The sequence below is a fragment of the Nocardia bovistercoris genome (assembly GCF_015674855.1).
Taxonomy (GTDB): Bacteria; Actinomycetota; Actinomycetes; order Mycobacteriales; family Mycobacteriaceae; genus Nocardia; species Nocardia bovistercoris.
The window spans coordinates 90771-103246 of record NZ_JADMLG010000013.1; the positions used below are offsets into that span (position 1 = coordinate 90771).

General features: G+C 68.5%; 9 protein-coding genes. 3 read left to right on the forward strand and 6 right to left on the reverse strand.

From position 1 onward, the window contains the following. The first annotated feature begins 67 nt into the window (after positions 1-67). Entirely contained in the window at positions 68-709 is a 642-nt protein-coding gene (locus tag IT779_RS27450; RefSeq protein WP_196152327.1) for a TetR/AcrR family transcriptional regulator, read from the forward strand. 6 nt (positions 710-715) lie between these two features. On the opposite strand, the gene IT779_RS27455 is transcribed toward IT779_RS27450, so the two are convergent. After that, positions 716-2077 carry an MFS transporter gene (locus IT779_RS27455; protein WP_196152328.1) on the reverse strand — a complete coding sequence of 454 codons (1362 nt, stop codon included), beginning with the start codon at positions 2075-2077 and terminating at the stop codon, positions 716-718. 312 nt (positions 2078-2389) lie between these two features. Between IT779_RS27455 and IT779_RS39125 the strand changes: the two genes are divergently transcribed. Further along, the gene (locus tag IT779_RS39125; RefSeq protein ID WP_408637799.1) at positions 2390-4159 is read left to right on the forward strand and encodes a VWA domain-containing protein; all 1770 of its coding nucleotides are present in this window, start codon (positions 2390-2392) and stop codon (positions 4157-4159) included. 9 nt (positions 4160-4168) lie between these two features. Here IT779_RS39125 and IT779_RS27465 read toward each other — a convergent pair whose 3' ends face one another. Continuing rightward, positions 4169-5146: a hypothetical protein gene (locus IT779_RS27465; protein ID WP_196152329.1), complete on the reverse strand. Its 978-nt coding sequence runs from the start codon at positions 5144-5146 to the stop codon at positions 4169-4171. Between the two features lie 1061 nt (positions 5147-6207). Between IT779_RS27465 and IT779_RS27470 the strand changes: the two genes are divergently transcribed. Further along, positions 6208-7518: a diguanylate cyclase domain-containing protein gene (locus tag IT779_RS27470; protein WP_196152330.1), complete on the forward strand. Its 1311-nt coding sequence runs from the start codon at positions 6208-6210 to the stop codon at positions 7516-7518. A gap of 11 nt (positions 7519-7529) precedes the next feature. On the opposite strand, the gene IT779_RS27475 is transcribed toward IT779_RS27470, so the two are convergent. From IT779_RS27475 to IT779_RS27490, 4 genes are read right to left on the reverse strand one after another with little or no spacing between them, the layout of a single operon-like run. Beyond that, complete coding sequence (locus tag IT779_RS27475) at positions 7530-8849, reverse strand: AAA domain-containing protein (protein WP_332838987.1); 1320 nt, start codon at positions 8847-8849, stop codon at positions 7530-7532. Beyond that, positions 8846-10330: a hypothetical protein gene (locus IT779_RS27480; RefSeq protein ID WP_196152331.1), complete on the reverse strand. Its 1485-nt coding sequence runs from the start codon at positions 10328-10330 to the stop codon at positions 8846-8848. Before IT779_RS27480 ends, IT779_RS27475 begins: the two co-directional genes overlap by 4 nt. Beyond that, positions 10327-11412, reverse strand: a complete 1086-nt coding sequence (locus tag IT779_RS27485; protein ID WP_196152332.1) for a hypothetical protein — start codon at positions 11410-11412, stop codon at positions 10327-10329. Before IT779_RS27485 ends, IT779_RS27480 begins: the two co-directional genes overlap by 4 nt. Next, positions 11412-12212, reverse strand: a complete 801-nt coding sequence (locus IT779_RS27490; RefSeq protein ID WP_196152333.1) for a hypothetical protein — start codon at positions 12210-12212, stop codon at positions 11412-11414. The genes IT779_RS27485 and IT779_RS27490 overlap by 1 nt, the downstream gene beginning before the upstream one ends. Positions 12213-12476: the final 264 nt, after the last annotated feature.

Consider the following 12476-nt stretch of genomic DNA (forward strand, 5'->3'; position numbering starts at 1 on the left):
GTGAGCCTCTCGGTCACAATATGAACGTATTGTGACACAATATGTCCGTATTTTCTATAGTGGTTCGGTGAGCCAAGCACCACCGTTCCCACGCCCGGCGCGACCCGACCCGTCGGCGGCCGATCGCATACTGGTTGCCGCGTTGAAATGCTTTGCCGCCGAAGGCATAGCCGCGACGTCGCTGCGGTCGGTGGCTACTGCCGCGCAGGTATCGATCGGCCTGGTGCAGCATCATTTCGGCACCAAATCCGGGCTGGTCACGGCCGTGAACGAATTCGTACTCGGGGTGGTGGCCGACGGGGTGGCCGCGCGCCCGCTGCCCGCACCGCCCGCCGACACCTTCGGCGAGATCGGCCATCGAGTCTGCTCGATCATGATCGAACATCCCGAGGTGGTCGACTATCTGGCGCGCGCGTTCGTCGACGGCGACGATCTCGCGCACACGATCTTCGACGGTCTGGTCGCGATCAGCGCGGGCCAGTGGGACCAGTTGGCCGATCACGGTCTGCTGCGCCCCGACATCGACCGCACCTGGGCGGCGCTGCATCCCCTGATCCTGGTGCTCGGCACGGTGATGCTGCGCAGGCAGATCGAGCGGCACCTGCCCGCACCGCTCGCCGACCCGGAGCAACTCGATCGCTGGGACGGCGCGGTCGCCGAACTGCTGCGCGGCGGACTGCTGTCGGACCGGCCGACCGAAGGGGAGTGAGCCGGATCAGTGCTCGGTTCGAAGGGTTTCCCGCACGCGGTCAACGGGTTTCGGGCTCCGGACCGCGGTCTCGCGTGACAGGTACACCGCGAGCGCGGCGATGGCGAGCAGGACGAGGAAGTAGCAGGCGATATTGTTCGTGCCGCCGCCGTTGTCCAGGTCGAACAGCCAATTCGCCAGCAGTGGAGCGGTTCCCGCGCCGAGTACCGAACCGACCTGGTAGGTCAGCGAGACGCCGGTGTAGCGGTGCTCGGTCGCGAACTTCTCCGCGAGGAACGCGCCCATCGGTCCGTATATGGCCGCCTGCATGATCGGGTTGCCGAGTACGAAACCCAGTGCTACCAGCCAATATTCACTCGAATTGAGCAGCGCGAACATCGGGAAGACCAGGATCGCCGACAGCGCGGCGCCCGCGAGCATCACCGGGCGTCTGCCGAAACGGTCCGAGAGTCGCGCGAAGGTGGGGATCGCGACGATGAACAGCGCGGTCGAGAAGGTGAGCATGTAGAGGGCGTCCTGGCGGGGCACCACACCCCGGTCGGCGACGTGCGGCACCACCCAGACCGCCAGCAGCGCCTGCAGGAACAGCGGACCGGCCGCGGCGAGAATCCCGTACACGCAGGACAGTCGGTACAAGCGCAGCACGCTCAGGATCGGCACGCCCGTGTGCACCGAGCCCTCGGCGCGCGCGTCGGCGAACTCGGGCGACTCGGTGACCTGCCGCCGAATGTAGAGACCGACGACGACCAGGGCCGCCGACAGCAGGAACGGAATCCGCCAGCCCCACCCGAGGAAGGCATCGTCCGGCAGGCCGGAGAAGGCGCCGAGGATCAAGGTGGCCAGCACCGAACCCGCGGCGCCGCCGGTCACCGGCACCGACGCCGCGAATCCGCGCCGCTGTTCCTCGACGTGCTCGGCGGCCATCAGCGTCGCGCCCGCCCATTCCCCGCCCACCGCGAGCCCTTGCACGACGCGCAGGACGACCAGCACGATCGGCGCGGCCACGCCGATGGTCTCGTAGGTCGGCATGAGGCCGATGACGACGGAGACCAGTCCCATCATGGTCAACGTGATCACCAGCATGTTCCGCCTGCCGAAGCGATCGCCGAAGTGGCCGAACAGGATTCCGCCGATCGGGCGGGAGACATAGCCCGCGAGCAGGATCACGAACGACAGGGTCGCGCCGAGGGAGTGGTCCATGTCGCTCGGGAAGAACAGATCCGGGAAGACCAGGCCCGCCGCCGCGCCGTAGAGCAGGAAATCGTAGTACTCGACCGTCGAACCGAGAAAGCTGGAGATCAGTGCGCGCCGGGTATCCGCCTGCGACGCCGGCGCTTTCGCGATCGCGGGCGTGGTCGGGTCGGTCATGTCCCCCCTTTCGGTCGCCGCGCGGCGGTGCGCGTCGAGACGGCATGAATTGCCCTCTCAGTATTGAAGAATGTGATTCTCAAGTCAACGACAACGTATGCGCCGCAAGCGAATCTGATGGTTCGGCGCTCGACGGTGAGTCTCGATCGGTAGCGGGGGCGCCGGACGGTCCGGGTCGGATCCATCGTGCGGCGGTATCGGCGGAAGACGGGTGAAAAAGCGTCGGTGCAATTACGATTTGCTGGATATGCGCCAGAGCGGGATGGACCGTGCGGGGGCGCACGAACCGTTCCGAGGCAGAAAGGCTCCGGCGTGACCGCGACCCACTTGGCGAAGGGCCAGAACAGCCCGCTACCCGCAGGCGAGGTGACGATCTCCGTGCAGGTCGCCGCCCCCGCTGACCTGTCGGCCCTGCTGGTGACCGACCGCGGGAAGGTGCGCTCCGACGGTGATTTCGTCTTCTACAACAATCCGGTAGGTCAGGGCGTGCGGCTGAGCCACGGACCGGCCGGACCGAATTCCGCGCTGGCGATATCCACCGCCGCCGTGCCGTCCGACATCACCGAAGTGCGCGCGGTGATCAGCCTCGACGGCCCGAACGCCACCTTCGGCGCGCTGCCCGCACCCACCGCGACGGTTTCCGACGCCGCCGGGAATCCGCTGTGCCATTTCCGTATCGACGGACTCGGCGTCGAATCGGTGGTCATCGCGGTCGAGTTGTACCGGCGCGGCGGCGCGTGGAAGGTGCGCGCGGTCGGTCAGGGGTACGCGGGGGGATTCGCGGCTCTCGTCACCGATCACGGCATCGTCGTCGAGGACGCGCCCGCGCCGCAGAGCCCGCCCGCGCCCGGATTCGGCGGGGAAACTCGTGCTGGAGCGCCCGCGTCGCCCGTCGCCGGGCAGGCTGCGCCGTTCGGCTCGACGCCGGGAGGCTGGGCGCCCACTCCGCAGCCCGCCCCGGGGTGGGGTCCGGCGACGGGGAACCAGCCTGTCCCGCCACCTCCACCCGGTGTGCCGGGCGCCCCGGCTCCGGCGGGATGGGCTTCCGCGCCGCCGAACCAACCGGCGCCGCCCGCGCCCGGCCATCCAACTCCGACCACCGGAACACCCGGTGGTTACGGCAATCAGCCGCCGGACGGGTACGCCCCACCGCCCGGCGGCGGCACCCCCTGGTTCGGTTCGCCGCAGCAAGCCCCACCGGGCGCGGGCGGATTCGGCTCACCGCAGCAGGGTGCGCCGGTTCCGGGCGCGCCAACCGGGTTCGACTCCTCGCGTGGCGCTCCCGGAACCAGTGCGCCCGCCGGTTTCGGTTACCCACCGCCGGGTGCACCGCCCGGCTACCACAACCCGTCCCCGATCCGGACCGCTCCGGGTGAGGAACGGCTGTCCCTCGAGAAGCGCCAACAGCTGGACCTGCGCAAACAGGCGGTTGCCAAGGTCCTGCTGACCAAGGGCGCGCAGGGCGCACGCGCGCGGATCGTCCTGGTGATCGACAAGACCGGCAGCATGACCAGCCTGTACCGCAAAGGCGTGCTGAAACGCGTCGTGCAGCGAATGATCCCGGTGGCGATCCAACTCGACGACGACGGCCGACTCGAGCCCTACCTGTACGCCAACAAATTCGCCGCGCTTCCCCCGGTCACCGTCGACCGCGCCGACGAATGGTGCGACACCTTCCTGCATTTGTCCGGCAAACGCGGCGGCATCGATTACGGCCGCATCGGCGCGGTGAACAACGAGATCCCGATCATGCGCGAAATCATGGACACCCTCGACCCCGCCGCGGACCCCACCCTGGTCCTGTTCTTCACCGACGGCGGCTTCCACGAGAAACGCAAGATCACCGCCCTGATGCGCGAAGCCTCGACCCTCCCCATCTTCTGGCAGTTCATCGGCCTCGGCCGCGCCGACTACGGCATCCTGCGCGCCCTCGACACCATGGACGGCCGCGTTGTCGACAACGCGGGCTTCTTCGCCGTGGACGACATAGACCGGACCACCGACGACAACCTCTACCAACGCCTCCTCGGCGAATTCCCCGACTGGCTGATCGCCGCCCGCGCCGCGGGCATCCTCCGCTGAACGCGTCACCTACTCGTCGGAGGCCTTCAGTTGGAACTCCAGAAATGAGCGGTCGACCCGTATCGGTCCGCTCAGGCGCCACAGGTTGCCGCGTTTACCCAATGTTCCGGTGGCGGTGAACGGCAATCTTGCCCGGTGCGCGGCGATCGCCCAGTTGTAGTCTTCGGCATTCAACGGGACTACGATCCTGCGCATCTTATTGTCGATTTCAGCGTGCACTACGATCTCGCCACCGTGCTCGTCGTCGGACACATCGTCACCGTCGATCATCTTCAGTTCCTTGACGGGACCGACGATCGTGACTTCCTGTGGCGCCGTACTTCGGACCAAGCGGCGCTCGATCTCCGGCAATACGTCGATCATCTCGCGGCTCAGGCAGACGTGTGTCGGCACAGAGGTTCGTTGCGGTTCGGCCGATGCCCATTCGAACGACAGGTCGAGTGCTCGCAGCCCTTCCGCATCGCTCATCTCCTGGAGCGCCTGGACGATCTGAAGCTTCAGGCCCTGCGCGACGGCGTCACCGACGCCGGCGAACTCGGCTTGATTCGCGGCGAACCTGCGAGTCACGTCCAAACTCTTCGCCAGCGTGACCATCACCTGTCGGGTGAAGCTGGGTATGTGCTCGCTGTCGGAATTCCGCGAACTTCGGTCCGGCATCTGCGTTTCGGATTCGTCTATTCGAGCCGCGACGGTCAGGACGAAACTCCCCTTTTTCGTGTGTCCCATGCGAATATCGTCCTTCAGGAAATCGCTGACGAATTCAGGGATTCGACCTCGGCCGCTCGATTGCGGATTGTGCGCTGAGATGGCCGCGGTTCGTATCATTTGATCGATGCTCTCGATGAGCGTGGCGGCTTGTCGCAAGGGGATCGTGCTGTCCGACATCACCTGGTCGATCCTGACGAAGAACAGGTCCGCATGTGCCGATGCGATCTGCTCGATCAGCTCGGGTAGCGCGAGACGATAGGTGGACAAGACGGTATCCACGGCCTCGCGGAGCCTCTTCCGGTAGTCCACGAACGTCGGGTCGCGCGGCAGGAGAACCGAAGCTGTCCGCCTGCCTTCGGCGGCCTCCAATACCCAGGTCTGGTCGAAGGTGCGATCGTTCTGGCAGGTCCAATTACGAGTGGCGAGAAACTGAGCGACATTGGCCGGTGTCAGTACTCAACCCGCACGAGCTGGCGAGCATATGGACATACGCACGGCTGAGGTCCTCTTGCATGCCGTTGACGGGCATCGAACCGTCCGGCAGCTCATGAGAAATCATTACGGTCATCGCACCTCCCCCCGCGCAGCGCTCGACCGATTGAACCATAGGGATCGGCGAGGGCGCCGGCTGGTCGTTGCCTTTCTGGAGTATTCGCAGAGGGGTGTATATTCGGGGCCGAACAAAGGTTCTACATACCGTCCGGTCGTGACTATTTGGCGGCCGCCCGGGAAATCGAATGGTTCATGTCGCCCGAGCGGTAATGGGCATATCGACATCGTGCGCACATGCCGTCTGGCCGAATATCGTTGGGTGCGTGCCGTGTGTTCAGCGGATTTGTTGTCGTGGCTCGACATATGTCCAGGTGGGCGATCGGAAAGATCGGATCGGTCGGGCGCATCGACGGGGGTTCGCTGCGGTGTTCCATGTGCCTGTCCGGAGTGCGGCGACGGTCGGGCCGGGAACGGGGGGTGTCGACTGTCCGTCCGCCGGAGCGGTGGTTGCCTCCCCGGGGGGCCGGATGGAGATGGTCGACGGTGGACGCGGCCCGCGCTACTGGATCGAGATCGGACGGCAGGCGAGTGGTCATCCGCCTCGGCATCGAGGTCGGCGCGGGCGTGGCTCGGCGCCTGGCTTGTATCGAAATTTACATTGTGGGCGATGTGCTGGTGGGTAGCTTGTTCGGGAAACGGCTGCACGAGGCGTGCGCGGTGATTTGCCTGTTATGTCGCGGTGGTTGGGTGGTCTTCGTGGCGGTTGGCGCACATCTCGGGCGGGGCGGTCGGTATTGTGATGCGTGCCACACCCACTTCAGGACGGTGGGGACCAACGGAGAGCGACGGTGGCGAGGAAAGACCTGCGAGGAAGTATCGACATGGAGGACGCCGAACGGACACTGCTCGCGGTGCAATGGTGGGAACACATCATCGCCTCGAGCCCGTCCGCGGTCGCGCCCGGCAACGTCGAGGAGGTGCTCGCGGATCTCATCGCCGAACTCGCCGCGTCGATGAACACCGACCCGTTCGACGCCGCGGTCGGGCTCCAGGTCGGGGCGGCGCTGGTCACCGCGGGATTGCCGGAGGCCGCGCCGATATCGTCGGTGCTCCCGCTGCGGAAACTGGCGGCGGTCAGTCTGGTGGACGATGCGGAACGGCGGGCGTCGGTGCTGCTGGCGTCGGTCGTCAGGGGGTATCGGGAGAAGAGCGCGAGGGCCGTGAGCTCGGTCCCGATCGACCCGTCGGAGCCGCGCGCGATCACCGAGGAAGCGTTTCGAGCGGCCCTGGACAGTGCGGCCGTCGGTGTCGTCATCGGCGACCTCGACGGCACCGTGCGCTACACCAACCCGGCCATGGCGGCACAGATGGGTGTTCCGCTCGAGGCGCTGCGCACCCTGTCGGTGTTCGACTACACCCACCCCGACGACGTCGACGAGGCCAACGCGCAGTTCCTCGACCAGATGGGCAGGGGTTCGAGCACCGCGCGCGTCGAATCCAGGATGATCCGCCCGGACGGCGAGGTCAGGTGGTCGTCGGTCGTCGTGACCCTGGTGCCGGGGCCGGGCGGCCATCCCGACACCTTCGTCGCGGTGGCCGAGGACGTCACCGAGCGGCGCCGACTCCAGGAGGAACTGCACTGGCAGGCCCGCCACGACGCGCTCACCGGCCTGTCCAACCGGCGCGGGCTGCTGGAACAGATCGACGCCATCGTCACCGCGGCGACCTCCGATGACCGCATCGGGTTGTGTTTCGCAGACCTCGACCAGTTCAAGCTGGTCAACGACCAGTACGGGCACACCATCGGCGACTCCGTACTCGCCGCGGTCGCGCACCGCCTGCAATCGGCCGTCGCCGAGTACGACTACACCGTCACACGCATCGGCGGCGACGAATTCGTCGTCCTGATCCCGCCCCCGGCCGACGACACCCGGGTCGTGGCCGTCGCCGACGCGTTGCTGGCCTCGCTGACCACCCCGATCGCGGTCGGCGAGTACGACGTCCGCATGTCGGTCAGCATCGGCGCGGTCGTCGCCGAAGTATCCGATCAGGAAGCGACGGCACTGCTCGACGCCGCCGACCGAGCCCTCTACCGCGCGAAATCCGACGGCAGGCACAGATGGGTCCTGCACGACGGCACCGACACCGAGACCGGATGAGTCCGGCAGATTCAGAGCGTCGGGGTGACGGCGTCGGCGATGACGCGGTGGCGGGCCAGGTGGGTCAGTAGGGCCTGGTTGGCTTCCCAGCCGTCGGGGAACTTGACTTCGACGCCGAGGTGGACGGGTTCGGCGGAGGGGTGGGCGTCGAGGAGTTCGGGGATTCCGGCTCGGCCGACGACGACGCAGGCGTGGCGGTGACGGGAGGTGAGCACGCAGAGGCGGCCCGCTTCGAGGTGGAAGGCGCCCGCGTCGCGGCGGCCGGACAGGGGGTGCAGCACGAAGGTGACGTCGTATTCGCGGCCCTGGAGGCGGTTGGCGGTGTCGACCGTGACGGCGGCGGCGGGGGTGTCGCGCAGCGCGGTGCGCAGGGCTTCGGCCTGGTCGCGGTGCGCGGTGCCGATGGCGACGCGGTCGGCGGTGACGGGGCGGGTGCCCTGTTCGGAGTGGGTGACCGCGGCGCGGGCGAGCAGGCGGTTGGTGAGGGCGGCGAGGGCGGACACGGCTTCGGCGTCGGTGCGCAGGGTGTGGCGGGCGGGCAGTTCGTACCAGGCCCAGCCGGAGCGGGCGGCCTCGTCGAGGGCTTCGTCGAGCGGGCCGAGCAGTCCGGCGGTGCTGAATTCCATACGGCGCGTTCCGGGTTCGGTGCCCGCGCGGAATCCGGTGAACGGGTAGAAGGCGGCGGACACGACGGGGGCCGCGGAGGCGGGCAGACGCCAGGAGACGGGCAGGCGGTGGATGGGGATGCCGGGGTTGTTGGCGAGCATGACGCTGACGGCGCTCATGGTCGGATCCCAGGACAGGCCCTTCCAGCGGTCGACATCGACAGTGGCGAACGGGTCGAGCTGACCGGGATCGCCCACGAACAGCCCGTGCTGGAAGCGGTTCGCGATGCGCAGCAACATATCCGAGCGCATCTGGTACGCCTCGTCGATGATCGCCCATTCCCAGGTGCCGTCGTCGATGGTGGCCCATTTGGCGGCGGTGCCGATGATGATCGCGCGGTCGGCGAGGTCGGCGGGGCGGGTGGCGACCGCCACGTTCGGGTGCGCGGCCACTCGGTCGGAGGTGACATAGTTGGCGGCGGAGAGCCTTCCGATGAGCAGCGCCGAATCCGCCTGGGCGAGACGGTCGACGAGGTCGTCGACCTGTTCGTTGGTCTGGGCGACGATCATGCGCTGCGCGCCGTCGGCGGCCAGGCGCCGGGCCGCGCGCACCACGAGCGTGGATTTGCCCGCACCGGGCGGCGAGTCGACCACGATCGCGCGGTGCGTCGGATTCTCCAGGTCGGCGAGGATTTCGGCGGTGACCTCGTCGGCGGATTTCGTCACCAGGACTCCTCGGGCTGGTCGGGCTCGTATTCCGGCGGGGGACCGCCGTGGGTCCACGGGGTGTCCTCGGGTTCGGGCAGGGTGAGCCTGCCGCCTGCGGAGCCGAGGGAGAAGCGGGTGAAGCCGACCGAATCACCCACCTGCGGAACGGTTCCCGGTTTGGCCTGGCGGCCGTTTCCCATACCGCCGGACAGTTCGAGAGTGACTGTGCCGCTGTCGAAGTCGAGAACCTTGGCCTTCTGGTTGGAGCGTTCGGCGCTGTGCAGGGTCTCGCCGGGCGCCGGCGTGAACAGGTCGGCGGTGTCGACGCGGATCAGCGGACGGAGCACGGGGCGCTTGCCAGAGGTGTCGACGCGGTCGGGTTCGCACTCGACGACGGTGGCGCGGAACGCCGAACCGGACAGGCGGTGTTCGGCCATGACACGCGGGTCGTCGTAGGCGCGTTGGGCGGCGAAGGCTTCGGCCGCGGCCTCGCGGTCGAGCAGGCGGCGCACGGCCGACACGGCGGCGTCGCGGCGGGCCTGGGCGACGCCGTCGTCGATGGTGTCGGCGAAATAGGTGAAGGAGCCGCGGTCGCGTTGCCAGCGGGCGGGGACGTTCGCGGCTTCGGGCAGGGCCGCCAGCAGGTCGATGCCGTGCCACAGCAAATGCCATGTCGGTTCCAGCTGGGTGCGCAGTGCCTGCTCGAGGCGTTGGGCCGCCACGGTTTTGGCGGTGCCGTCGACATCGTCGATCGCGGTGTCGTAGGCGTTGACCAGCGGCGCCAGTTCCTCGTTGTCGAAGCCGGGGTCGGTCGCGGGCCCGGCGGGCGGGCTGAGCAGCGGATCCTCCGCGAGTGCGGCGGCTTGCGCGCCGGACAGGCCGGGCGGCGGCGCGATCCACCCCAGCAGCGCCGCGAGATTGGCGTCCTCCAACGCGGATTGGCCGGTGGCCCAATGCATGGCGAGCACCGAGGTCATGGGGAGCAGCGACGCCGAGCCGGGGCGTTCGGCGCGTTCGGTGAACCAGGTCAGCCAGCGGCCGAGCAGGGGAATCTCCGGCGAGACCGGATTCGGTCCGTCGACCTTGTTGTAACGCACCGAACGGCCGAGCAGGCGAAGGAAATCCACGCCGCCGGTATTGGGCACCCAGATCTGGGCCGCGTCGAGGCAGCGCCTGCCGAGTACCTCGCCGGACTTGTCGGTGATGTCCTCGGCGGCGTCCAGGTACGAAGCCACGTGCGGCAGAACGTATCCGGCCAGCGCCTCGACGAAACGCAGGCGCAGCACCCGGTCGCGGGGCTGGGGGACGATCAGCACCGTCGGCTCTTCGCGGTCGGTGCCGAGCATGACCGCCAGCGGCGCGGCGGCCTCACCCGCCAGGCGCAGCGGGATCATGACCAGCGGGCGATCCGAGAGGTGGTAGTGCCGCACCGACGCCAGCGGTTCGGCGCGACCCGTGTGCGCGGCCCGCACCCGAGCCAGCGCGGTGAGCACACTCATCCCGCGATCTCCAGGCGCAGCCGATGCGCGGCGCGCAGGATCGCCGCGATGTCGGCGTGTTCGGGTCCGGGTGCGAAGGAGCCGTCGGCCAGCCCGAGCGCGGTGCCGACGCTGTCGATGCCGCCGAGGTCGTCGCAGACGCCGCGGCCGAGCGCGTCCACCGAACCGGCGGCGCGTGCCTCGGCGCGGCAGGCGAACGCGAGATCGCAGTGCGACATGCAGTCGGGGGCGTAGCGCGCCGGAATGGCGGCGATGGTGTCGCCGAGTTCCGGTCCCGGCGCGAATGTCGCTCCCGGGGGCAGTAATTCGAGCAGGTTCTCGATGGAGGTCATGCGCGAGAGCTGTCGCGACACCACCGCGAGCTGCTTGCGCAGATCGACCATGGCGGCCGTCGGGCGGTTCGTGAAATCGCGCGCGCACACCAGAATCGCCTTGTGCGATACCAGTTCCTGGCTCTCGCCGAGTTCGGCGAACAGTTGTCGCAGCGCGAGGACGTAGACGGCGGACTGCTTGGCCGCGGTCGCGACCTGCGTCGGATCGGCCTGCTCGTCGATCACCGGGAAGGATTTGATCTCGATCACGTGGAAAAGGCCGTCGATCTGCACGGCGACCACGTCGGGCTCCAGATACGCGGGGGCGCCCGCGATGTCGAGGCGCAGCAGCGGATGGTCGAACAGGGTGGCCTCGTGGTCGCGGATCGCGCGGCCCAGCAATTGGCGGGTGCGCTGGTGGCGCACCACGTTGCTCGCGTTGTCGCCCACCGTGTTCAGATCGACGTACCCGACCTCCGGAATCGACAATCCGAGGGTGTCGCGCAGCAGCGCGAGCAGTTCCGCGCAGCCGTTCGCCTTCACCATCGCCTCGAAGGTGTTGCCTCGGGTGATCGCGAACTGCGACTGGCCGAACTGCGGCGGGTGACCCAGTTCGCGCGCGATGGCGGCCTTGTCCACCGAGGCGGCGTCGAGTAGCGCGCGCCGCACACAGCCGGGGTTGGTGGTCAGCGCCGCGATGGTGCGGGCATTGTGCCGACAGGTCGGCGCGTCGTCACGCACCCGATCCAAGCGGGCCGCAAGATCGTTCATCACCACTCGTTTCCGCGCCGTTCGGCCGCGCGCAGCCGAACACCGAACAGTTGCCCAGCCGCGTCGTCCAGTTGACGGGCCACCCGGCGCGCCGCCTGTTCGCGATGACCGGTGTCGTCCTCGGCGTGCACCGCCAATTCCCGCCGCGCCGCCGCCGCGACCGCCGCCGGATCCAGCGCGTCCGCCGAACCCGCGACGCCAGGGACCGACACCGCGAGCCGCCACAGCACCCGCTGCGCCGCCGGACCCGTCGCGTTCTGGTCGACCATGTGTTCCGCGAGCCGGATCACCGCCGTGAGCAGATCGACGCGCGGACTGAGCGGCCCGATCATACGGCGTGCCAGCGACCACGTGCTCACCGCCAGCAACCCGCGGGCGGGCGCGATCAGATCGGTGGTGAGCGCCGCGCAGATGTAGAAGGGTCTGCCGTAGGGGGCGGCGCGGAAGGAGCGTTCCTCGTCGCGGCGCAGGCTCGTGAGCCGCGCGGCCACCAGCTGGCCGGAGAAGAACCCTTCGTGCACCGCCATCACGACCTTCGGTGACGCGGGCGCCGAGAGCAGGGTGAGCGCGCGGTGCACGTGATCACGCACGGCGACCACGGGGGTCGACTCCCGATCACCGCTCTCGGGTTCCGCTGCGCTCGCCTCCCCGAGAACGGCTGTCTCCCACTGGTTCTCCACCCGCCGCAACTCCGCCCGCAACCGCCGGGCGCCCGCACGGTCACCACCGGCCGCCGCCCGCCGGACCTCCGCCCGCAGCCCGGCGATCCGCTCCTCGAGCTCGACCGCTGCATCCGTCATGCGGGCAACGTACGCACAGCTTCCAGTGAAGTCCAGTATTTCCCAGTCTTGCGCGTGTCGTCCGAAGGCGCGGCGACGAAGGTCTCCTCGGCGATCGGGTCCATCAGCGTGACGTCGGGACACACAACGACGCGCAACGCAATTCGCCTGGTCCGCCGTGACCGCGTCCGCCCGCGCCAACTCGCACAGCACCACGATCGACTCCACCGTCTTCGTGACGGCGCACCGCAGGCGCCGCCGCGGGCAGTGCGGCAAGTCGATCGG

Excerpts from the sequence above, each read along its gene's own strand:
- IT779_RS27485 (WP_196152332.1), bottom strand. The coding sequence starts at position 11,412 with ATGAACGATCTTGCGGCCCGCTTGGATCGGGTGCGTGACGACGCGCCG.
- IT779_RS27480 (WP_196152331.1), bottom strand. The coding sequence starts at position 10,330 with ATGAGTGTGCTCACCGCGCTGGCTCGGGTGCGGGCCGCGCACACGGGT.
- IT779_RS27455 (WP_196152328.1), bottom strand. The coding sequence starts at position 2,077 with ATGACCGACCCGACCACGCCCGCGATCGCGAAAGCGCCGGCGTCGCAG.
- IT779_RS27490 (WP_196152333.1), bottom strand. The coding sequence starts at position 12,212 with ATGACGGATGCAGCGGTCGAGCTCGAGGAGCGGATCGCCGGGCTGCGG.